General features: G+C 60.6%; 22 protein-coding genes. 13 read left to right on the top strand and 9 right to left on the bottom strand.

Annotation, left to right across the window (positions count from 1 at the left end; genetic code table 11):
- Position 1 precedes the first annotated feature (1 nt).
- The 10 genes from HAP41_RS10005 to HAP41_RS10050 all read left to right on the top strand — a co-directional run bounded on the left by HAP41_RS10005 (position 2) and on the right by HAP41_RS10050 (position 7802).
- A complete protein-coding gene (locus HAP41_RS10005) occupies positions 2 to 1099 on the top strand; it encodes an ABC transporter ATP-binding protein (RefSeq protein ID WP_166102945.1) in 1098 nt (365 codons plus the stop codon).
- Entirely contained in the window at positions 1092 to 2099 is a 1008-nt protein-coding gene (locus HAP41_RS10010; protein ID WP_166102941.1) for an ABC transporter ATP-binding protein, read from the top strand. Before HAP41_RS10005 ends, HAP41_RS10010 begins: the two co-directional genes overlap by 8 nt.
- Positions 2096 to 2710, top strand: coding sequence for a dihydroxyacetone kinase subunit DhaL (gene dhaL, locus HAP41_RS10015; RefSeq protein WP_063981217.1), 615 nt, complete (start codon positions 2096 to 2098; stop codon positions 2708 to 2710). The genes HAP41_RS10010 and dhaL overlap by 4 nt, the downstream gene beginning before the upstream one ends.
- A complete protein-coding gene (gene dhaM / locus HAP41_RS10020) occupies positions 2707 to 3108 on the top strand; it encodes a dihydroxyacetone kinase phosphoryl donor subunit DhaM (RefSeq protein ID WP_028150082.1) in 402 nt (133 codons plus the stop codon). Before dhaL ends, dhaM begins: the two co-directional genes overlap by 4 nt.
- Positions 3101 to 3415 (top strand): HPr family phosphocarrier protein, encoded by a 315-nt coding sequence (locus tag HAP41_RS10025; RefSeq protein WP_028150081.1) that lies wholly within the window; start codon positions 3101 to 3103, stop codon positions 3413 to 3415. Before dhaM ends, HAP41_RS10025 begins: the two co-directional genes overlap by 8 nt.
- 5 nt (positions 3416 to 3420) lie before the next feature.
- Positions 3421 to 5019: a phosphoenolpyruvate--protein phosphotransferase gene (gene ptsP, locus HAP41_RS10030; RefSeq protein WP_166102936.1), complete on the top strand. Its 1599-nt coding sequence runs from the start codon at positions 3421 to 3423 to the stop codon at positions 5017 to 5019.
- On the top strand, positions 5016 to 5441 hold the full coding sequence (locus HAP41_RS10035; protein WP_166102933.1) for a hypothetical protein: 426 nt from the start codon (positions 5016 to 5018) through the stop codon (positions 5439 to 5441). Before ptsP ends, HAP41_RS10035 begins: the two co-directional genes overlap by 4 nt.
- A gap of 39 nt (positions 5442 to 5480) precedes the next feature.
- Entirely contained in the window at positions 5481 to 6470 is a 990-nt protein-coding gene (gene dhaK / locus HAP41_RS10040; protein ID WP_028150078.1) for a dihydroxyacetone kinase subunit DhaK, read from the top strand.
- A gap of 253 nt (positions 6471 to 6723) precedes the next feature.
- Positions 6724 to 7254, top strand: coding sequence for a DUF1269 domain-containing protein (locus tag HAP41_RS10045; RefSeq protein ID WP_166102930.1), 531 nt, complete (start codon positions 6724 to 6726; stop codon positions 7252 to 7254).
- A 359-nt stretch (positions 7255 to 7613) separates the two neighbouring features.
- The gene (locus HAP41_RS10050) at positions 7614 to 7802 is read left to right on the top strand and encodes a hypothetical protein (protein ID WP_223153873.1); all 189 of its coding nucleotides are present in this window, start codon (positions 7614 to 7616) and stop codon (positions 7800 to 7802) included.
- Positions 7803 to 8316: 514 nt separating this feature from the next.
- On the opposite strand, the gene HAP41_RS10055 is transcribed toward HAP41_RS10050, so the two are convergent.
- A complete protein-coding gene (locus tag HAP41_RS10055) occupies positions 8317 to 8508 on the bottom strand; it encodes a ParB N-terminal domain-containing protein (RefSeq protein WP_028150075.1) in 192 nt (63 codons plus the stop codon).
- Positions 8509 to 9585: 1077 nt separating this feature from the next.
- Between HAP41_RS10055 and HAP41_RS10060 the strand changes: the two genes are divergently transcribed.
- Entirely contained in the window at positions 9586 to 9771 is a 186-nt protein-coding gene (locus HAP41_RS10060; RefSeq protein ID WP_166102926.1) for a hypothetical protein, read from the top strand.
- A gap of 1746 nt (positions 9772 to 11517) precedes the next feature.
- Here the strand turns inward: HAP41_RS10060 and HAP41_RS10065 are convergent.
- Both HAP41_RS10065 and HAP41_RS50315 read right to left on the bottom strand, forming a co-directional pair.
- Positions 11518 to 13149: a winged helix-turn-helix domain-containing tetratricopeptide repeat protein gene (locus HAP41_RS10065; RefSeq protein ID WP_166102923.1), complete on the bottom strand. Its 1632-nt coding sequence runs from the start codon at positions 13147 to 13149 to the stop codon at positions 11518 to 11520.
- Positions 13150 to 13342: 193 nt separating this feature from the next.
- Complete coding sequence (locus HAP41_RS50315) at positions 13343 to 14098, bottom strand: hypothetical protein (RefSeq protein ID WP_166102917.1); 756 nt, start codon at positions 14096 to 14098, stop codon at positions 13343 to 13345.
- Positions 14099 to 14211: 113 nt separating this feature from the next.
- On the opposite strand from HAP41_RS50315, the gene HAP41_RS10075 reads away from it, so the two are divergent.
- Together HAP41_RS10075 and HAP41_RS10080 are read left to right on the top strand one after the other, a co-directional pair.
- On the top strand, positions 14212 to 15051 hold the full coding sequence (locus HAP41_RS10075) for a DUF1194 domain-containing protein (protein ID WP_166102914.1): 840 nt from the start codon (positions 14212 to 14214) through the stop codon (positions 15049 to 15051).
- Between the two features lie 427 nt (positions 15052 to 15478).
- Complete coding sequence (locus HAP41_RS10080; protein WP_166102911.1) at positions 15479 to 15655, top strand: hypothetical protein; 177 nt, start codon at positions 15479 to 15481, stop codon at positions 15653 to 15655.
- 85 nt (positions 15656 to 15740) lie between these two features.
- On the opposite strand, the gene HAP41_RS10085 is transcribed toward HAP41_RS10080, so the two are convergent.
- The 6 genes from HAP41_RS10085 to HAP41_RS10110 form a co-directional block, all read right to left on the bottom strand.
- Positions 15741 to 16454, bottom strand: coding sequence for a class II aldolase/adducin family protein (locus HAP41_RS10085; protein ID WP_166102908.1), 714 nt, complete (start codon positions 16452 to 16454; stop codon positions 15741 to 15743).
- Positions 16451 to 17866, bottom strand: a complete 1416-nt coding sequence (locus tag HAP41_RS10090; protein ID WP_166102904.1) for an acetate and sugar kinases/Hsc70/actin family protein — start codon at positions 17864 to 17866, stop codon at positions 16451 to 16453. Before HAP41_RS10090 ends, HAP41_RS10085 begins: the two co-directional genes overlap by 4 nt.
- Before the next feature lie 6 nt (positions 17867 to 17872).
- Positions 17873 to 18880, bottom strand: a complete 1008-nt coding sequence (locus tag HAP41_RS10095; protein WP_028150070.1) for an ABC transporter permease — start codon at positions 18878 to 18880, stop codon at positions 17873 to 17875.
- Positions 18877 to 19881 carry an ABC transporter permease gene (locus HAP41_RS10100; protein ID WP_028150069.1) on the bottom strand — a complete coding sequence of 335 codons (1005 nt, stop codon included), beginning with the start codon at positions 19879 to 19881 and terminating at the stop codon, positions 18877 to 18879. Before HAP41_RS10100 ends, HAP41_RS10095 begins: the two co-directional genes overlap by 4 nt.
- Complete coding sequence (locus HAP41_RS10105; RefSeq protein WP_166102899.1) at positions 19874 to 21358, bottom strand: sugar ABC transporter ATP-binding protein; 1485 nt, start codon at positions 21356 to 21358, stop codon at positions 19874 to 19876. The genes HAP41_RS10100 and HAP41_RS10105 overlap by 8 nt, the downstream gene beginning before the upstream one ends.
- A gap of 112 nt (positions 21359 to 21470) precedes the next feature.
- Positions 21471 to 22472, bottom strand: coding sequence for an autoinducer 2 ABC transporter substrate-binding protein (locus HAP41_RS10110; protein ID WP_028150067.1), 1002 nt, complete (start codon positions 22470 to 22472; stop codon positions 21471 to 21473).
- Positions 22473 to 22614 lie beyond the last annotated feature (142 nt).

A 22614-nucleotide genomic window follows, 5' to 3' on the forward strand; every position in this document is an offset into this window, starting at 1 on the left:
GATGGCACAGATCAGGGTCGAAGCGCTCAACAAATCCTTTGGAGAGTTTCACGCAGTCAAGGGCGCGAGCTTTACGGTGGATGACGGACAGTTCCTTTGTCTGCTTGGGCCGTCCGGCTGCGGCAAAACGACAACGCTACGGATGATTGCAGGACTGGAATTGCCGACATCCGGCACGATCAGGCTCGACGGTGAGGACGTGACGATGAACCGTGCCTCCGCGCGAGATATCGCCTTCGTCTTCCAGCTGTTTGCGCTCTATCCGCACATGAATGTCCGGCGCAATATCGGCTTTCCGCTTAAATGCGAGGGCATCGGAGCCGCGGAGTGCGACCGGCGCGTGGTGGAGGCCGCTCGGATCCTGCGTATCTCCCACCTCGTTGATCGGTCGGTTTCGACCCTCACCGGCGGCGACCGTCAGCGCGTCGCGCTTGGGCGGGCGATCGTCCGCAAGCCGAAGTGCTTCCTGATGGACGAGCCGCTCGGAGCGCTCGATACCGAGATGCGCGAGGCGATGATCCAGGAATTGCGCGCGCTGCATGACCGGCTTGGCGCGACCACCGTTTACGTCACGCATGATCAACTGGAGGCCATGGCAATGGCGGACCTGATTGCGGTGATGAACAACGGCGTGGTCGAGCAGATTGCGAGTCCGCGCGACATTTATGACCGGCCTGTTTCGCTCTTCGTCGCGGACTTCATCGGTTCTCCAGCGATGAATTTCCTGCCGTTTCGCGGCAGCCTGCAAGCCGGGGCGCAGGCGATCCGGCTCGGGGATCGCGACGTTGCGATACCCACCGCACGCGAGGCTCTGGTGGAGAGCGACCTTGTCCTGGGCGTCAGACCCGAGCATGTGCGTTTTTCCGATAGCGGCATGGTGCGGGGCGAGATCTATGGGTCGGAATATCTCGGCACGACGCAGATCGTGACGGTGACGACGCCTTACGGCGCTCTCAAGGCCCGCTCGCCCGCCAGCATGCCCTTTCGGATTGGGATGAATGTCGGGCTCGATTTTCGGCCCGATACGTTGTCGCTCTTCGACCAGGGGTCGGGACGGGCAATACGCACCGCATTGCACGAGGGAGGCAAGCATGGCTGAAGTCGAGATCGGGGCGGTCTCCAAGGCGTTTGGCAAGACGCAAGCCGTCGTCGATCTGTCCCTCACCATTGGAGATGGCGAATTCGTTGCGTTGCTGGGGCCGACCGGCGCCGGCAAGACAACCACGCTGCGTCTCGTTGCCGGATTAGAGGCGCCCGACAGCGGCTCGGTCCGCATCGACGGACGCGATGTGACCAGTGATGCGCCGGCGGATCGTGACGTCGCCTTCGTATTCCAGCAATATTCGTTGTACCCGCATCTGACCGTGTTCGAGAACATGGCCTTTGCGCTACGCGCGCCGACTCGGCGCCTGTCGGATGCCGAAATTCGCGCAAAGGTCGAACAGGTTGCGCGTCTTCTCCATATCGAGGCCAAGCTCCACAGCAAGGCGACCCAGCTATCGGGCGGGCAGATGCAGCGCGTTGCAATTGGCCGCGCTCTGGTGCGCTCGCCCTCGATCTACCTGATGGACGAGCCGCTTTCTTCGCTCGATGCCAAGCTGCGCGGTGAAATGCGCCTGGAGCTTAAGCGGATCCAGATCGATCTCGGCGCGACGATCCTCTACGTCACCCACGATCAAACCGAGGCTATGACCATGGCATCGCGCATCGGCGTGATGGAGGCCGGGCGGCTGATGCAGATCGGCACGCCGCGCGAGATTTACGAGAACCCGGTCAACGCCTATGTCGCTGCCCGGCTCGGCCAGCCGATGATCAACCTGCTGCCGGCAACTCTATTTGCCGGCGTTCCGCCCGGCGTTAAGACGATTGGCGCTCGTACCGAGCACCTGGCAATCGCACGCAGCGGCGGGGACGTGTCGGCCACCGTCACGCGGGTCGAACATCTCGGCGACCAGAGCCATGTCCATCTCGATCTCGGCGGCCAACCTGTCGTGACGTTGGCGGACCCTGAGGCGAGGTTAGACGTTGGCGACGTCGTGTCGCTACGCCTTAACAGGCCGCTGTTCTTCGATGCGGCCGGCGGGAGGGTCGCGGCATGAGTCTCGATCGAACCTCTAGGGAGAATCTGGTGCGGGCGCTTGCGGAATCGGTGATCCAGCACGCCGACGAACTGACCAGCCTCGACCAGGCGATCGGTGACGGCGATCATGGGCTGAACATGAAACGCGGCTTCGAGGCCGTGCTCGCGACGTTGCCCGGCCTTGCGGACAAGTCTCTGCCAGAAATGCTGAAGTCGATCGGAATGACGCTGGTCATGAAGGTCGGCGGGGCTTCTGGGCCGCTGGTTGGCACCTTCTTCATGGAGTTGGGCAAGGCGCTTCCAGAGCAGCCAACACGCGCGGAGTTTGTCGCGGCTACGGATATGGCAATCAATGCCGTAAAGGCGCGCGGACGCTCGGAGGCAGGACAGAAAACCTTGCTGGATGTCCTGGTGCCCGTGCAAGCGGTATTGGCTGCAGGCGGCGACGCGCGGGCGATTGCGTTAGAAGCGGTGCAGGCGGCAGATCGCACGACGCCGATGCTCGCTATTCGCGGCAGGGCTTCTTTTCTCGGCGAACGCTCCATTGGTCACATGGACCCCGGTTCGCGCTCAACGTCCCTGTTGATCGGGGCTGCAGTCAAAGTATTGGAATTCGAGGCAAGGTCATGAACAATCCAAATGGCGGCAATGTCGGAATCGTTATCGTTTCACATTCGCCCAAGATAGCGGAAGGCGCGGCAGATATGGTGCGCCAGATGGTGGGCAATGCGGTGCCGCTCGCCTGGACCGGCGGCGATGTCGATGGAGGGCTCGGCACGAATGTTGCTGGAATCCTGGAGGCGATCGAGGCGGCGTGGTCCGCAGCAGGTGTGGCTGTGCTCGTTGATCTCGGTGGAGCGGAGACAAATTCCGAGATGGCGGTGGAAATGTTGGCTGAAGATCGAAGGGCGCGCGTCGTCGTCTGCAATGCTCCGGTGGTCGAAGGAGCGGTGATTGCAGCGACGGAATCCTCGGGTGGCTCATCGCTCGCAGCCGTCAAGCGTAGCGCGGAGGAATTCTATGCATGATGCCCACGCCAGCCGGGCAGGTGAGACGTCGGTGCCGCTGACCGCCTCGGCGGTTCTCGTCAACAAGGTCGGACTTCATGCGCGGCCGTCGGTCAAGCTCACGCAGTGTGCGAAGAGGTTTGCCGCAAAGATCGAACTCGCCCTCTCTGGAGACGGGCCTTGGACGGATGCCAAGAGTCCGGTGAAGGTGATGCGTGTGAAGGCCCCACAAGGGGCGACGCTGCATTTCCGGGTCGCCGGACCGGACGGAGAGGTGGCGCTTGCTGCCATGCTTGCACTTGTGCATGACGGTTTTGGTGAGGCTTAACGGCAGTGGCAGAGATCCAGCTTATCGGCCGTGCCGCATCGCCTGGCCTCGCGTTCGGGCCGGTCGCCGTGCTGACTGCGGCCGTGGCCGGGCGAATGGCGAGCGAGGATCCGGAGCAGGAGGCTGCAGCGCTGCGGGCGGCGATTGGGGGGGCGAGGGCGCAACTCGCCGAGCAGATCAAGACGATTCAGAGTGAGGCGGCAGACATTCTGGAGTTCCAGGCCGCCATGTTGGAAGACGATGCACTAACAGATACGGCATATGAACTTATCGCGATCGGGATCGCTGCCGACCATGCCTGGCGCCGGGCGCTCGACCTAGAGATCGCCGGCTATCGCGCGGCTGAAGATGAATATTTCCGTGCCCGGGCCGTTGATATCGTTGACATCCGCGATCGCGTGCTTGCGCATCTGGGCGGTGTGGACGTTGTCGCCGGAATCGCGGGCGGTTCGATTGTTGCGGCTGAAGATATCACGCCTTCGACCTTTCTTGCGACTGACTGGTCGCAAGGCGGCGCGATCGCGCTGGCCAGTGGCTCACCTTCCTCGCATGTCGCGATGTTGGCGCGTGCGCGCGGGGCGCCGATGGTCGTTGGATTAGGTCCGTTGTCGTGGCATGGACAGCCACCAGTCTTGGCGCTGGTAGACGGCGACGCCGGAAGGGTCATCTTCGATCCGGAGCCGGAGACCATCCGTCTCTTTGAGCTGCGTATGGCGGCTGCGAAGGCCGAACTGGCTGTCGTCGAGGCGACCAGCCTTGCGCCTGCCTTCGTCGCCAATGGTCGGCGGATAGCGGTTCTGCTCAATGTCGCCGGGCCTGAAGACCTTGCAAACCTTGATTCCGCAATTTGCGACGGCATCGGCCTTGTACGCACGGAATTCCTGTTCGAGGCGGCCCACGGTCTGCCGGACGAGGAAACGCAATACAGGGTCTATCGAGACATTCTCGTCTGGGCCCAAGATAAGCCGGTGACGATCCGGACCTTGGATGCAGGCGGAGACAAGCAGGTTCCCGGTTTGACGGTCGAAGGTGAGAGCAATCCGTTTCTCGGCCTCCGCGGTATCCGCCTCTCGCTCGCGCGGCCGGAGGTGTTTCGCATGCAGCTCCGCGCGCTCTGCCGTGCGGCTGTCCATGGCACGCTGAAAGTGATGTTGCCCATGGTTGCGGTCCCGTCGGAATTGGACCGCGCGAACGAAATACTTGACGCGGAGTTCACTGCCCTCCAAGCGAAAGGAGTTGCCTGTGCTCGCCCGCCGCTCGGCATTATGGTCGAGGTTCCAGCGGCGGCGCTCTGTGCAGCGGATTTTGGCGCTGCATTCTATTCCATCGGTTCGAACGATCTCACCCAGTACACCATGGCGGCGGCGCGCGACATCGGCGCAGTCGCTGACCTCAATGATACCAGCAATCCGGCTGTGCTGGCACTGATAGCCGCGACCGTCGAGGCCGGGCTAAAGCGTGGCGTCGAGGTTTCGCTCTGTGGCGACGCCGCGGCCAACACTCACCTCACGGCGGCGCTGCTCGCGACCGGATTGACAACTCTCTCTGTGTCGCCGATTGCCGTCGCACGGCTCAAGGCCGCAATCGCAAAGGTGAGTTCATGAAGGACGATGTCGGCAAGGACACGCCCGGTGACAAGAATGTCGCAGAATACAAAATAATCCTGCGAAAGGTACTCGACAATCGGCCCTCGGGGACGCGCCTGAAGCTTGCGGCGGCGCTGGGCAAGAATCGTTCATTCGTGAGTCAAATCACGAATCCGGCTTATCTGGTGCCGATCCCGGCGAAGCATGTCGCGGTCATCTTCGACGTCTGCCATCTGTCCAGCGCCGAGCGTGCGGCATTTCTCGATGCGTATGGCCGCGCGCACCCCGGAAGACTGCGCGCACCCCACCGCGAAGCGCGCACGCGTGTCATTGCGGTGACCGTTCCTGAACTTGGTGACGACAAGAAGAATCGTGCGCTCGAGCAGCTCATCGTGGATTTAGCCGCGCAGCTCGCGCGCTTTGCGGAAAGCGTCGGTTAGCCATTGAATCGAACTTTAGACCGGACTGGGAGAACGCTCATGAAAAAGCTGATCAACAGCGCCGATACTGTACTCGAAGAAAGTCTTGACGGCCTCGCCGCAGCGCACGCCGATATCCTGCTTCTCGGCGCCGAGCGCAAATTTGTGCGCCGTCGCACGTTGAAACCAGGCAAGGTCGCGCTGATTTCGGGAGGCGGCTCGGGACATGAGCCGCTGCATGCGGGCTTTGTCGGCCTGGGCATGCTCGACGCGGCTTGTCCTGGCCAGGTCTTCACCTCGCCGACGCCAGATCAGATGATCGAGGCTGCGGAGGCCGTCGACACCGGCGCAGGTGTGCTGTTCATCGTCAAAAACTACGAAGGCGATGTGATGAATTTCACCATGGCAGCGGAGATGGCCGGCCGAGAAGTCGCAAGCGTGGTGACGAACGACGACGTGGCGGTCGAAAAGTCGACCTACACGACCGGTCGTCGCGGTGTCGCTGGAACGTTGATCGTGGAAAAAATGGTCGGCGCCGCTGCCGAGACCGGAATGCCGCTTGCCGCGCTCAAGGCGCTCGGCGATGAAGTCAACCGGCGTACGCGCTCGATGGGGGTAGCTCTATTGCCATGCACTGTGCCGGCCGCCGGACGGCCAAATTTCACGTTGGCCGACGATGAAATGGAAATGGGCGTCGGCATTCATGGCGAGCCTGGCCGGCGCAGGGTACCGTTGGCTTCCGCCGATGCGATCGCCGCCGAGGTGCTCGACGCGATCCTGAAGGATCTTGCGCCGAGCAAGGGCAGTGAAGTGCTGCTTCTCATTAACGGATTTGGTGCGACGCCTCTGATCGAACTCTATCTGATGGTCAATGCCGCAAAGCGGACTCTGGATCGCGCGGGGATCACGGTGACGCGCTTCCTGACCGGTTCCTACGTCACATCTCTCGACATGGCCGGTGTCTCGATCACCGTATCGGTGCTCGATCGCAAAGCCACGACATTATGGGATGCCCCGGTGCAGACCGCAGCTCTGCGTTGGGGCGTCTGATTTCCGCGCGCGGCTCATGTTTTGCTGATATCGCAAATCTGCGTCGTGTGGGGAGAGGCGTTAGCGGTCTCCTGACTCGCACCCTGACGCCTCATCTTGTCGGTTCTCGCGAGCCGGTCCGCCCGTGCCGGGTGCGCCTCCCGTTGTGCCCGGAGCCCCGTCATCCGCTATCCGTAGCGGCTTGCCTGTCCCGCGCGACCGGGCGCATCCTCTCTCTCATGGGCAGCAATCGTTCGAGTAGAGGAGCACAACGATGAGTGACCTTGTCGTAATTGCATTTCCAACCGAGGCGAAGGCGGAGGAAGTTCGTCAAAAATTGCTGGCCATGCAGAAGGAGTATTTGATCGAACTCGGCGATGCCGTGATCGCGGTGAAAGACAGCAACGGAAACATCAAACTAAATCAACTGATCAATACCACGGCTGCTGGTGCGGCTACTGGCGCCTTCTGGGGCACGCTGATTGGCCTGATCTTTTTGATGCCGCTTGCTGGTGCTGCCCTTGGCGTCGCGTCCGGCACACTCAGCGGATATTTAACGGATGTCGGCATCAACGACAAATGGATGAAAGAGACCGCTGCCGCCGTTCAACCCGGAACCGAAGCGCTCTTCGTACTGGTGCGCAAAGTCACGGCAGACAAGGTTCTTGAGAGGCTAAAAGGCGAAGGCGGCACGGTGCTAAAGACTTCTCTCGACCACACTAAGGAAGCCGCCTTGCAAGCGGCGCTGGCGGAGGTCAAAGCGGCGGTACCGGCGGCTTCGCCTCCTGATTTGCCGGGCGCTTGAAACGATGGCGACCGCCTGCCGACGACCGCTCAAGGCATTACCGCAGCCCTCTCTGGCCCAGTGACGCCGCGCCGGGTGCGGTCATTGGTGCAGTTCCGGGTCCTTTGTGAGGGCCAGAGGCAAGTGCCGGGACCGCGCGACCGCGCCGTATGAATATATTTGCAATTCATCATACCGCGTTAAATTTAGTGCGATCCGTTCACGTGCCTGAGCCCGAGGCACAGCGTTGACCTAGATCAAACCATTGATGGCGGTGACGTTCTTCTGAACGGAGAGGGCCGCCGGGTGAGTGTCCGGCTGGGCTTGTTCTTTAATTCCCAGGATTTTGATCTATTTCGCCAAATGCGTGAGGGATGCAGATGTCGGACAATCCCATCGACGTGATCGAAGCCGCCATTCGCTCCGCCTTCACCAGTTACCCAAAGGAAGACGACCCGGATTGGAGAAGTCCGCACTGGATCAAGTCTGAAGAGTGCACGCACTTGGCACAGGGCATACTGCTGGAATTGCACGCAAACGGATTTGAAATCGTGAAGAGGCAGACCTGATAGATCGGCGGCGGGCCCGCGCAATTGGTCATTTGAGGTGACCAGATCTCGCGACGTGACACAGGCTCGACCCAGGCGGCCAAGGCGCGCCGCTCGACCGGCACCTTGCGGGCGTTACCATTCTTGCCCGTGCGCTTCCCAACTGCGGCAGATGTCGCAGTTGATTTCTTTCGCTCGAACCTTCGTTGCGGCATCGCCTCTGCGCCAGTGCCGCCGGCCGCACCGCCTCGACCGCCTCGATCACGCCAGAGGCGCGTGGGAAAGGGAGGGAGAGCTTAAATGGAGCGGGCTGATGGCAAGAGCGGTCAGACGCGAACCAACGATGCCCCTATTTGCTTTCCGGGGTCCCTCGGAGACCAGGGCCAAACGGGGGTGATCGATTGTCGCACTTGCGCCACATCGCGCGCCGCCTTTGTGTACGGGACCGCATAAAATTAAACCAGGAATGCGCGATGGCAAAAATCCTCGTTGGCGTTGTTGCGATGCACCGAACAACGTACGCTCGGCGAGCGGCTCAGGCTGTATGTCGAAGAGAACTTCCATAATGCTTGAAGAAGTTATCGAGCTTCACTGGTTCGCCGGTATCCCGCCAGAACAGTCTTTTACCGAGGCTGGCCGCCACTGCGAGGCGGTGGTGGCCGCCGATTAAAGTATGGTCATCGGATGCTGTTGCGATGATCTCGCCGTCTTCGTCCACGATTTTCATGTGCTGCCTCCAATCCAGCGTGCGGCCAGGCCGCCGCGATGGTGCGCAATCTATCTAACCTTATGCGGGCTCTGGGCGTTCCAACCCATGAAGATCACGGCTTCCGTATTCGACATGCGCCACATCGCCGCCCTTTGTGTACCAACTGGCAAGGCCCGATTGCGGAGGGCGCGCGCCAGCACTCGACGGTCCCGGACCTGGAAGCCGCCCGGCGATGACAAATGGGCAAATTGTTTGTTGTGGATCAATTCCAAGGTGCCCAGACAGTCGTACGCTGCGCCGAAAACGAGGGAGGTTCCACATGGCATCAATCTTCTCGACGCCCCATCCAGAAAAATGCCCTCAATGTGGTTCTGGGTTGGTCCATCTAGAGTGGCGCGAGCGCGTCAATGCCCAAGAAATCCATGACCTTTGGCGCTGCTTTAACTGCAAAAGCGAGTTTGTCACCGCCGCCACTCCTGATGAGAGAGAACCCTCGGTCGTCGAGATAACCAAGCCCTTCTTTACGAGCCTAATAGTCTAATCGACTGGCGTGGCTCGCGCTTTACTTGACGCCTTGACCGCCGACGCGCGCCGTTCGGCGGAGATCGTGCGGCGTGAAGCGCTTGAGGCCCAATAAATCACAGAGCCGGGGCGTCTTGCTCTTGTCCTCGTTCCGGCGCCAAACGCCACTCTTTGCGACGATTGGGCAAATAGGTCCTTGCCGTTACCTACTGTGAGCTTCGTCAGGCAGGATGCGAACGAGCAAGCGCATCCGGTCCTCCACTGGCCCAGGAAACAGGCTAAGGTCGCAGCCCCCATCAAGGGTCAAAAGGACAAGCTCGATGACCACAATCAAGTTCTTGGCGACTGGATTGATCGCGATCACCGTCCTTACAACGACCGCCGTGGCTCGCGAGAAATTCGCAGCCGGGCCAACGCGCATCACGGTGTACGGCAAGCCCTGTCATATATTCAATACCGGCCCCGGCGGCTGCTGGATTGTCTGGGAGGGCATTCCAATATGGTTCGGTCCGTCGGTCCGGGGCGTGCCCGGCCGCATTTGCGACAATGGCGACAATCCGAGGATATGTTGAGATGCGGACGATAGGAGGTGCGCAGCGGTATCCGAGGCAATCGCTGCGCGGTTCGGCCCTCGGCGGCGTCGGTCAGCGCGGTGGCGGCGAGAAGTACGCGCGGGTGCTTGTGCTCGCGTTTCGGCACCGTCTCGCTGAAGTGCCGGATCGCATCGGGCAACGTGATGAGCTCGGTGCCGCTGGGTAGCACGATCCGAGTGTCAAAGCGGCGTAAGCAACCATCGGATTCAGCCACGCTGACGCCAGTCCGACGGTATCCGTTCGCCGCAATCAAAGCGCGCGTATTTCTCGCGAGTCCACGCCTCATGAACGCGCGAGGCCCGGAAATTGGCCTCTGTGCTTTTGGGCAGATATTCGCTCCATGCCACCTCGAACGCCGCGCGGCTCGAACGACGGCGCCGAGCCTTTGCAGTGCTCGCCGGGCTTCGAGCCGGGATAGAAGCCGCACTGCCATTGCCAAACCTCGGACGAGTCTGGGGTTTCCGACGGCTTTCGTGATGTCGTCAAAGTGGATGTGCCAGCAATCGCTGCGGTGCGGATCGCGCCGGCGGGTGAGGACGGGCATAGGCGCATTTGAGCGGGGCCGGCAAGGTGCGGCGACCCGGATTGGCCGCGCCCGCTACTGGTCGAGCGGCCCCTTCCAATCTGTAAAGTCGTATACGGCCCACCATCGATGCAGTGTCTGCCCGCACGCTTTGCAATCGAAGCGCCCGCTTGCCACGACCGGCCGCCTTATTTGGATAGCGCTGTGAAGCGTCCCGCAAAACAAGCAACTAAAAAAGACGCGCATTGGTCATCGATCCCCGGTCGAAGTGCACCCCGTGCGTTGGGCCAACTGGGTCGCCATAGTAAAAAGGGCAGTTTGTATCTTGGCAGTTCAGGCCGAATATTTGTGAGTTCGCGCCAACGAGGGTCCTTGGTCGCGATGCGGCGCGGTGGGCCCAAGTGCAGTGAGTGCACATAATTCACAAAGGACAAAAGGCCCGGCTGGGCCGGGCCCCATTGCATGCCACTCGCGTCGGTGACTTGTGAGTTCAGAGGCCAAAGGACCAACCGATTGCGAGACGCTGGCTCACTGGCGAATCAGTACCGTAATTTGTCGACACAATTGAGGCCAACGACGGTCGTCCCCGAGCATCTCAAGCTCGGCACTATGCGGCAGTCACGGCCATGGCAGCGATCCTCACGGCCTATCCCTTCGGCGGCTGCAATTCCCCAGCAAACCACCTGGCGACCTCGGGCGACGTGATCGGATCGGCTTCCTCGCAATGCAAGCATGTCGGCCGGAGTGGGCCCTTGCCATCCGGTCGCGCTATCAGGACCAGCGGCTTGCCGCAACGCGCACAATTTAAGGTTTTGGATATCCCGTCCATCGCCTCATTATGGCGCGTGGAACCGGAGAGTCCAGATATTGATGGCGATCTCCGTGACTGACACGCACACAAATTCGCGAATGCCTCATCAGGCTACCGCATCGTCCAGCCACAGTTCGAGCAGCGCGCGATGTGCGTCGCATCCCCTCGGCCGCCAAGAGCACCTGGGCGCGCGCAGGCGCGGCATGCACCTGCGGCAGGTCGGTAGCGCAAGCATGGATGACGCTTATTGCCGCTGGCTTCGCCTGGGATCGAATCAACATCTATCTAGCAATGGTTGGCCTGGGCCTAGCGGCGGCGTCTTGGCTGATCGGGTACGCGCTTCGATACGTTCTCACGGGCGGAGATGATGTCATGTCGAAATTGAAGAGAGACAGTTGAATAAAGCCCACTTCAGTTGGTAGCTTCTGGACGTCGCCTGTTGGCCCTTAGAACGAGCTGACACCGGCCTCAAACGGCAAAGCGACGCGGATCACTCCATCCGGAACGGCCTCGAAGCCGCTTCTGCGCCGAAAAAGGCCAACTTGGAATGATCACATTAGGTTCACGCGCCTGAAGCTTTACTGGGCCATTGCCGAGGTGTTGCTCTTGCGAAGTCTGTCGAGGTCCTCATCAACCGCCAGAGCCATCGGCGTATTCCGCGGCGTCATCCGGTACGTCTGCAAAGAGGGTGCGGCCGCGACCAAAGCGGGCCACGCCGCCTCCGCGTCGGCGGCATGGCCGGTACGAATAAGCGACGATAGCCAGACCGCCTTGCAGACACCTATCGCAGGTGTTCGATCCATACATTCGCGGGCGAAACGCAGCGCATCCTCGTAATCCTGCACGGAATAGCGCAGCCTTGCCCCGTAGAGCGCGTAGTGTGCTGGGCGTACCGGGTTCCAGGAGATCGCCTTCTCGAAGGCTTCAATCGCTGCCTGGGTTCGACCGGCATAATGCAATGCACCGGCAAGGACGACCCAGTTGTCCGGATCGCCAGGGCCGAGCTCGATCGCCCGCTCGGCCGCGCTCACCGCTGACTCAGGGTCCTGACCTGCGTCGGTTACCAAGGACAGCACTCGCCACGAACTGGCACGCAGCGGGTCCAGCGCAATCGCGCGCCTGACGTCGGCGATCGCCTGCGGCAAGTCCTGACGACTGAGCCCAGGATCGTGATGGCCAAAAATCAGCATCTTCTTCACCAGTCCGAGTCCCGTCCACGCGGGCGCGTAGTTCGGATCAAGCCGGACCGCCAGTTCGAGTTCCTGCCGCGCTTGGCGGAGGCTCTCGGAACTTGGTGCCATGGTCAGCGCAAGCGTGCGCAGCACGCGCGCATGCACATCAAGCGAGGCCGGCGCGCGGCTCCGTAACGCCGCCCGGTCCGACTCGCGCACGGTTGCACCAAGCGAGGCGCTGATCCGAGAGATCAACGTTTCAGTAACGTCGGGCAGGTCCTGCGCAGTGGGTTCGAACCGGCCGCTCCAGACGATGCGGTTGTTGCTGGAATCGATCAATTGCACGTGGAGCTGCAGCCGGTCGCCGCGTCTCTCTGCGCTGCCATCCACAAGGTAGCGAGCGTGGGTCATCGCGGCGATCTGGGCCGGCGGCAGGTTCTTGCCGCTAAGCTCGGCTGTGGCGAGGGTTGAGACGATGTGCAGGTCGGGGTTGCGCGCAAGTTCGGAGGCAATCATGTAGGCTAATCCGTTGCCGTCCGGACTGCCTTCCTGAGAGGTGTTGAGTACGCGCAGGGGTAGAACTGCAACGTCGGCCACCATCCTGTTGCGTACCTTGGGGGGCCCGGAGCCGGCGCCGAGCAGTAGAAGTTGCCAGACCAGCACGATCGCGACTGCCACCATCGCAAGGGCGGCGGCCAGGCGATAGAATCTTCGCACATCGCGCGGCGCCGTGTCGGCTGCGTCAACGATCAGAAGGTAACCACGTCGTGGCATCGTCCGCACGACTTGCTGCCGGCTGTCACCGAGCGCGCGCCGGATCTCGACCACGCATTGCACGAGCGAGTCGTCGGTGACCGAAACGCCCGGCCACACTCGCGTACCGAGATCGAGTTTTGTAACCAGCTCTCCGGGACGGCGCCCCAATTCAAGCAACACTGCCAGAGCCTGAGGCCGCAGCTCAACGGCCTGGCCGTGCCGGTCAAATAACTGCGCCTGATCCAAATTGAGCGTGTATCCGTTCAGCCGCAGGCAGGTCATGCGCGCACCTCCCGCCATTGATCTTAGCGGACCTGAAAGTGCGTCTCAAGGCAGCGGCAGAGCCCGATTTCGTCCTTTATCGTGCCTTTTCGTACGGTTTTGCCGCAGACCTGCACTACGTTGACAACCGGAGAACCGCTGCCCGGAGCCCGCGGTAACCGAATAGCGCGATACCGAGAAAGCTGCACCGCGCTCACAGGGCGCGGAGTGTGTCCAGTGCGCAGCAGCAGACGATGGTTTCTTTCTTCTCGCGAGATTGCAAATGCGGAAGAGGTTTTCGATAGCCATCACAGCGGGAAGGGCGCATTGCGGCGGAGTCGACCGTCATTCGCGCGCGCGCCGGGGCAGCCGTTACTTCATTGTGTCGATACTGTGCGCGGCCTGCATCGTTCAGTTCGAAACCAATCCAGCGCGGGCTCAATGCACGGCTCGCGATGTCTTGCAAAACCAGCTGAAGCTCAAGACGCGCCCCGCCGAAGTGTCCCAGCAACTCATTCAGTCCGGCCGCGATGTGGCGACATGGAAGACCATTACCATTGGTACCTTCGCTGATCCGCTTGGATTGCGCAATAAGCTGGACGGCATGGGCTGCGGTATCGGGGGGCAGGCCGCTGAAATACTTGCTCGACCGACATTCATCCTTGGCTCTCGCAAGACAGACGTGGAGCTTGTCCTCGTATCGCCAGCCCAGCTTGGATTCACTTCCGATACCGTGACCTTGGCTGATGTTTACGCGCGTGCTCGACAGCTCGGCTTCGAACTCGCGGCAGCCGAAGTCGGCCCGCAATTGCGCATCCAATATCTTGACCAGCCTATCGGTGAATTTCTCATCATCGGAATGGAGCCAATCAAGACGTGGAGTGGCGAGCCGATGGTTCTGAATGTAGCAAATGGCGGCGCCGGATTGATCCTCATCGGCCAGGACGGCAAAGCCGCCTCCGAAATACATGTGACATCTCGGTTCGTCTTCGCGCGCTCGCATCAATCCGCACCCGGCACTGGACCGATCGATCAGGCAGCGGCGTTTCTGCCACCATGAAGAGGAACCAGCGCGAGGCTACCATGCTTCATCGTGTCTCCATCGCAGCGGCATTGATCGCTGGAGTGATCGCCGGAGGTGAAGTCGCCAACACGGCCGCCCTCAATTCGGGGTACCGAGTGGTTGCCGGCAGCGAGCATCCATCGGTCGATGTCGAACTCGTTCTTGCTGTCGATGTCTCCTATTCAATGGATCCTGGCGAGCTTTTGCTTCAGCGCGAGGGTTACGCGGAGGCCATCGTTTCCAACGAATTTCTCCAGGCGCTCAAGGCCGGGCCGAACCGAAGGTTGGCCCTGGTCTATGTCGAATGGTCTGGACCGAACGATCAGAAAATCATCGTGCCGTGGAGATTGATCGACAGCCGCGAATCTGCAGCTGCGGTGGCGGCGGAAATCGCGAAAGCGCCGGTTCGCACGGGCTCACGCACCTCGATCTCTGGCGCGATAAATTTCGCATTGCCGCTGTTCGATGCGGATCCGTATCGTGGACTGCGGCGTGTGATCGACGTTTCCGGCGATGGCGTGAACAACGACGGAAGCCCAGTTACCACCGCACGCGATGCGGCGCTGGCAAGGGGCATTACCATCAACGGATTGCCGATCATGCTCGAAGGAAGACTTTCGTCGCAAATGGACATCGACGAACTCGATCTCTATTACGAGGATTGTGTGATTGGCGGGTCAGGCTCGTTTATGGTGACGATCAGAAGCCGTGACGGGTTCAAGGAGGCGATCCGAACAAAGCTCGTGCTCGAGGTTGCCGGCGGCGTGCCCAGGGACCGGATCGTTTCGGTGACCGAAAGGGAGCCGCGAATATCCTGCCTCATTGGTGAGGCAATATGGGCGAAACGAAGCCGGTGGTGAGCGCTTCGGTACCTTTTGGAAGGCGCACAGTTCGATCCGCGTTGAACGAGCGTAGTACGTCTGCTCATGGCCCTCAGCCGACATAATTGGCGTTATGGCTGACTTCCGCTTTACGGAGATGTCCGACTTCATCATCAAATGCGGAAACCGCTTCCGTCGACCGGAAAGGCAAGGATCGTGGATGCTGTCACCTCCCACTCATCAGCAGGCGAGCTTGCCTGACACCCTCGCGGGCCGTGCACGAACGAAAAGAGCACGTATCCGGTGTGGTCGTCGCGCTGGGGGTAGCGAAGCTCGCTCCGGGCTGTTGTATTGGCGCGGCAGCTTCGGGCCTGGTGACCCGGAACGGACCTTGTCAAGCGAACGCGGCCGTTGCAGACGATCTGTACAGCGCGTACCGTCGCCGATGCCGATACAAGGAGCCCCAATGACTGATCGAGAAAAGATTCTGATTGCCCTTGGCGAAAAGCCTCTGAAGGTTTTCGAAATCATGAAGCGCGTGAACATAAAGCATGAGGACGATTGCCAATCGCTCTTGTTGAAGATGCGTGACGACGGCGCCGTGAAGTTCGATATTCACAAGGGATATTGGCTCGCTGTCTGACAATTTTCGCTTGATCACCAGCGGCTGGTAGAGTTGCTTGCAAGTTTCCTTAGCGAAGACTAGCCGCGTTCAACGACACTCTGAGTCAATGTGGCGCCAGTTTCGACTGAGGCATGGCGCGTGGAACATCACCGACGTCGTCAAGATCGGGCGCCTGGCCGTAGCCCATGCGTTTCATCTGTTCGTGGACCTGTGCCATTTCGGTCTCGCTGAGGCGCGGAGGTTCGCCGATCGCCAGCGCGTGGACATACATCTTCGCCAGGGTCTCCACCTCCACGGCAAGCCAAAGCGCCTTTTCAAATGTCTGCGCCGTTACGATCAAGCCATGATGGCCGAGCAAGCAGGCATTTCGTCCTTCGAGCGCATCGACGGCGTAATCCGACAGCGCTTGTGTGCCGAAGCAGGCATAAGGCGAACAACGGATATCGTTGCCACCGGCTACCGCGACCATGTAGTGGAAGCAGGGAATGCCACGCTCGTGCACGGCGAGAATGGTGCTGAAGGTGGAATGCGTATGAAGCACGACGTTTATGTCGTCCCGCGCTCGCAGAATATCGCGATGAAAACGCCATTCTGAAGAAGGGCGATGGCTGCCCTGGTAATTCGCGGCAAAATCCATCGCGACAATGTCTTCTGGCCGCATGCGCTCATAGGGCAAGCTTGTCGGTGTGATTAGCATGCCGTTTGGAATCCGGTGCGAAAGATTGCCGGAAGTCCCTTGGTTGAGACCGTTTCGGTTCATCTCCTTGCAGGTATCGACGATGCCCTGGCGGAGATCGGCATGATTGCGGTCTGTCATGATGGGTGCTCCGAAAAAGAAATCCAGGATTGATAGGCGGCGGAAAGGGTGCGTTTGCACTCATCCTCGCCGAGCGGCGTGACAGCTTCAAGCACCACGCTCGAAACCGGAATCGTACGCGAAAATCTCCGCCACAGCAGCGCCGCGCCGAGCGCCGTTCCATCCCGAGATTGGCTCACCGAGACGCTCTGCGATGGCCGCAACGCGGCCAGAGCGCGCGCGAAGGGCAGGTTGGCGGCGAAGCCACCGTCGATGACGATGTGTTTCGAGCTGCCAAGCGCATCTAGACAGCGGTTTGCGCTGAATGCGGCGTAGAGGACTGCCAACCCCTGCCATTCGGTTGGCGTCTCGGGCCGCGGTCCGATAATGCGTCCGCGGTGAGCTGCACCGGGGAACAGTCCGTCATCCCCAACGAAGGAGGGGAGTGCCAGGGTTCCAAGGGCCAGTAGACTCGGCAATGCGGTGAGGACAGCTGCATCAGAAGCGTCGTGGTCTCTGCTGATCAGGTCGTATTCGCGGCCTGTCGCGATCAGCGTGGAGGGTACGTTCTCACCGTCGACATCGATATTGAGCACCATGCCGCGTGTGGCGTCGAGCTTGTCTAGCGCGAGGCCGCGCTGAAAGCCGATCATCCAGGTGCCTGTTGATAGGATCGAGGTATCGGCCATGCCGGCGGCCTTGTAGCGGAACAGGTTGGCGTTGGAATCATGCACGCCGCAGAGGATTTCGGTCGAGCGCGCCAGGCCGGTACGCTTGGCTACGGCCTCCGAAACCCTCCCTAGCACCGCACCGGCGGATGCCCGCTCCGGCAGAAGACGGTCCCAGCCGCGCTTGCGCATCAGGGAGGAAGGCTGATGGTGGAAAAGGTCCCAGATATGGCTCTGAGCCGCGAGCTGTGAAATTTCACTTGCAGCACACCCGCCGAGCCGCAAGGCGAAATACTGCGCAGTCGTAAGATAGGTCTTCGCGCGGGCGAATTCGGCGGGATATGCGCTTTCCTGCCAGAGCAATTGCTTGCCGAGCCGCATCGCGCCGCTGATACCGCAAAACACTTCATCATAGGCAGGCGCAATCCGGGCGTAGGCCTGGTCGATCTCAGGCGGCGAGACCGCATCATAGTCCATCATAGGCAGCACTGGCTCGTCACCTTCGACAAGAACGGCGCCACACCCATGCGCGCTCGCGATCACCGCGCCGATGGTGTGGCGTTTCGCCACCACGGCCAAAGTGTCGAGGAACCACTCTTCCAGCCCGGCAAGATCATAGGCGAGGTATGGTCCTGCCGTGGTCGGCACATTCGGGATCGAAAGTGTTTCGAGCGGCCAGCCGTCCTCACTCGCGACCAGCAGCTTCAGATTCGTCTTGCCAATGTCGAGAACCGCGATCCGGGGAGAGGTTTCCGATCTTGTCATCGTTGTCTACCGGGGCGCTTTGCCGCCCAGATGAGGAACCGCGGCAACGGCAATCAGGATGCCACCCCAGATCGCCAGAGTGAGGAACTGGCTGAGATTGAGAAGGTTGAACGCCGAGGAGATCACCTGAAGGATTATCAGCGCAAGCAGCAATCCGCCGACTTTGCCAAAGCCGCCAAATGGATCGACGCCACCGAGCACTGCTGCAAGAATGGTGACGAGCAGATAGCTCTCGCCATATGCCGCGTTGGCTGAATTGAAACGTGCCAGCATGACGACCGCTGCGACACCGGCGAGCAGGCTCGAGAGGACATATAGCTTGAGCAGGACGGCGCGGGTATCGACGCCGGAGTAGCGGGTTGCCTTCTCGTTCGAGCCGATCATGTAAACCCTTGCCCCGAAGGGCGTTGCGTTTAGCATGAGCGCGACCGGCAACGCACAGAGCGCCAGCACGATCAGGGCAAAAGGCACCCCGAGAACCGTTCCATTGCCGATGAATACAATGGGCTCCGGAAATCCGGAGATGACATTGCCGCGCGTCAGGCCGATCGCAAGTCCCTTGCAGAGTGTCATCGTGCCGAGGGTGGCGAGGATCGGCGAAACGCCGAGATAGGCGATGACAAATCCGTTGACAAGGCCGACCAGTGCCGCGACGGCAAACCCTGCCGCAATCGCCAGCACCTGTACGCCGGCCCAGGCAATGCCCTGAGTGCCCGGAATGTAGTGCGTCAGCAGGAAGGCAATGGTCAATCCGGAGAGATTAGCGGTGGCGATGATGGAAAGGTTGAGGCCGCCAGATAACAAGGCCAGCATCATCGCAAGCGAAAGGATGCCGAGCTCCGGCATCTGGAAAGCCATCGATTGCAGCGTGTTGACGGAGAAAAACCGGTCGCCGATGGTAATGGCGAACACCAACCAGAGCGCGACCAACAACAGCATCAGGGTTGCGATCGTCCCGCTGCCGGCAAAACGGATCAGGCGTCCGCGAAGGGCGAGGGTGGACTCATTTCTCATGGCCGCGCGCTCCGGGTCCGCCGTTCTCGCTGCGACCAGGCTGTTGCCGAGACCGAGATCAGAATGACCAACCCGACAAAAAATGGCGACCAGTAGGACGAAACGCCCAGCAAAATGATTCCATTCTGCAGGATGGCGAGCAGTGCCAACCCCAGAAACGTGCCGAGAACGGTGCCGACGCCGCCCATCAGGCTGGCGCCGCCGAGCACGACGGCCGCAACCACATCGAGCTCCTTGCCCACCAGCACCGTCGGAGCGACGGACTGTGCAAGCTGCGCCTGGACCAGCGAGGCGATACCGGCCATGACTCCCATGTAGCAATAGACCAGCATGTTGAGGCCGAAGACATGGAAGCCAAGTCGCTGCGCGGCATCGGTATTGCCCCCCATGGCGTAGATCTGACGACCGATATTGCTACGATTGAGCAGGAGCCAGGTGAACAGAAATGAGAACCCGAGCGCGAGGATCTGCAGGTTGACGCCGTAGGACGTATCCTTGCCCCAATCGAACTCGAACCAGAATATCCCGGTCGCGAACCAGTCGGGTAACGAATAGATGTATTTACCGCCCGTGAAGAAAATCAGCAGCCCATAGAAAATGTTCAACGTTGCGACGGACACGATGATTGATGGTATCCGAAGCTTCTGGATGAAGATCGCGTTGAGGGCGCCGAGCGCACCGCCAATGCCGATCGCGATCGCAAAAACGCAGATCCAGTTCGCGCCGTATGCGTTCGCCACCGTAAGCGTGACATATTGCGCCACCGATGCCGTCGCCGTGAAGGAGATGTCGATTCCGCCGGCGATCAGCACCACGAGCAGCCCGAGGGCGAGGATGCCTACGAATGCGTAGGAGGTCAGCAGGTCGAACAGATTCTGCATGGTCAGGAACTGGCCGTTCGCCGCGCCCAGGCTGGCGCAGAGCACGAGGATCACGATCAACAGCCAGAACTCATGGCTGCGCCGAAACCTGCCAAATGAAGCAAACCGCGATTCAGGCATTGACCGCCTGCCGAAGCGCATCTTCGGAGGTGTCTGCGGCCATCACGTCAGCGGTCAAACGCCCTTCGCGCATCACCAGCACGCGATGGCTGTGATAAAGTACCTCGGGGATTTCGTCTGATATCATCAGCACTGCGACGCCCTCGCGGGCCAGTCGCCGGATGATCTCATAAATCCCATCCTTGGCGCGGATGTCGACACCGACCGTTGGGCTATCGAGGATAAGCACTCGTGGGTTGGTCGCCATCCATTTGGCGAGCACGATCCGCTGCTGATTGCCGCCGGAGAGCGTCTTGACCGCGTTGTTGGGATCAGAGACCTTGATTCCGAGTTCGGCGACCCATCGCGCAACATGGCTTTGCCGCGCGCGTGCGCCAATCAGGCCGAACGCGCCGGCGAGACGTTCCAACACAGTCAGCGTGACGTTCGACGTGATCGACTGGTCAAGGATGAGGCCAAGTGTAAGCCTGTCTTCAGATACGTAGGCGATGCCTCGACGGATCGCGTCTGCATTCGTGTTCAGCGCGATGCGGTGGCCGTCAAGCGCCATGGTGCCTCGATCGGGTGGGTTCATGCCGAACAGCGACAGTGCGAGCTCGGTTCGGCCCGATCCAAGCAATCCGGTAAGGCCCACGACTTCTCCGGCGCGTAATTGCAAGCTCACATCGTCGTAGTCACCATCGCGGCCAAGGCCCTGGACTTCGAGAACAACGGCACCCACGGCAAGGTCGGGCACCTGTTTCTGATACTCGAAAGCCTTCCCGGTCATCAGGTGACTGAGTTTGCTGCCGTTGATGGTCGCTGCGGCAAAGGTGCCTACCTTGGCGCCGTCCCGCAACACCGTCACGCGTTCGGCAATCTCAAGCACCTCGTCGAGGCGATGGCTCACGAATACGACGCAGATACCGCTTCTCTTCAGGTCGCTGACGAGCTTGATCAAGGTGTTGACCTCGTGGCGGGTCAGCGACGCCGTCGGCTCATCCATGATGAGAAGTTTGGCATCCGCCGCCAGGGCCCGGCAGATCGCGACCAGCTGGCGTCCGGCAATGCTGAGTTCGGAGACTTTTGTTTCTGGATCGACCTCAACGCCGACCTTCGCCATTGTGGCCATGGCGATGGCCCGCATAGAGGACCAGTTCACCGTGTGGACGCCGCCAAGATGGTGCGCCATGGCGATGTTCTCGACGACGGTGAGGTTGGAGAATAGCGATAGATCCTGATAGATGACCTGAATGCCGCAATGGGTGGAGTAGACCGGGCTTAGTTTTGGGTACTCCTTGCCGGAAATGACGATCCGGCCTCCTGGTTCCGGCGCCTCGACGCCGGAAATGATCTTGATCAGCGTGGACTTGCCAGATCCGTTTTCGCCGACAAGGCAATGCACCTCTCCGACCTCCAGCGTCAGATCGACGTCGCGAAGCGCATGCACGCCGCCGAAACGTTTTGATATGCCGGACATCTCCAGGAAAGTCGTCAAGGCTTCGTCCTGTAATGGGACCGCTCGTCAAGCGATCGCCTCGACGAGGATCGCATTCCCGGCCGGAAAGCCGGGAATGCAGCGCGGCGAGGCGGCTGGGACCGGTGTAGTTCTAGAGTCCTCCGGCGATCAATCCGTCGATGGTTTCTTTGTTGATCCGCATGATCTTGTCGACCTTGATCTGCTTGCCGGCCACATCGACCGCAGCCTTGCCGAGGCCGGGAACATCGACGCCATCCGTGATTGGCTTGCCATCAAGCACGAGCTTGGCAACTGCAACCATGGCGTAACCTGCATCGGTGGGATTCCACAGGAAACCTTCGCGGATGGTATCATCCGCGATGAGCGATTTCGCCTGGCTCGGCAGCACCGTGCCGACCACGGCGATCTTCTTGCCAAGGCGTTGCTGACGCACCGCATTGCCGGCCCCGATCGGCCCATTCGAGCCGAAGCCGAGAATGCCGCGCAGGTTCGGATAGGCCTTGATCACGTCAAGCGTCGTGCGCTGGCTGGTATCGATCTCGTCGGCGCCGGGGAAACGGTCGGCGACGAGCTTCATTTTCGGGAAATTCTTCTGCTGATAGGCAATCGCGGCGTCGGCCCATTTGTTGTGAAGCGGCGTCGTCAACGTCCCGACATAAACCACGTAATCGCCTTCGCCGCCCATGTCCTTGGCGAGACGCTCCATCTGCACTTCACCGAAGCGAACGGAATCGATCAATTCGACATTCCAGTCACGGCCTTCTTGTTCGGGGCCCTCATGGGTGATGACTTTGATGCCGGCCGCCTGGGCGCGCTTGAGCACCGGCTCGCACACTTTGACGTCCAGCGGCACCAAGCCGATCACGTTGACCTTTTTGGCGATCAGGTCATCGAGCAGCTTTACCTGTTGTGCCGGATCGACGTTCGCCGGTCCAACCATGGTGGCATTGATGCTGAAGTCCTTGGCGCCCTTCTGGATTCCCTTTTCAAGAGCGTTGAACCACGGAATGCCGGCGATCTTCACGACCGTGACCATTTCCTTTTGAGCCTGCGCAAAAGCAAATCCCGGAAAACCGGTACCGGCGATCGCCGCCGCACCACCAAGCATTTTGATTGTCTGGCGTCTGTCCATTGTTCCCTCCCAGGAAGCTATTTTTAGCCTCTGCTCCTTTACCCGGCACTCGCCTGGCGGAGCAGTTGGCCTTATTCTTGATTGGCGGCGAAAATTTCGCCTCCAGCCTCAGGACTTGCCTGGGGATTAGAGACCAACGCTA

This window comes from Bradyrhizobium barranii subsp. apii, assembly GCF_011516635.5.
Classification (GTDB): Bacteria; Pseudomonadota; Alphaproteobacteria; order Rhizobiales; family Xanthobacteraceae; genus Bradyrhizobium; species Bradyrhizobium barranii.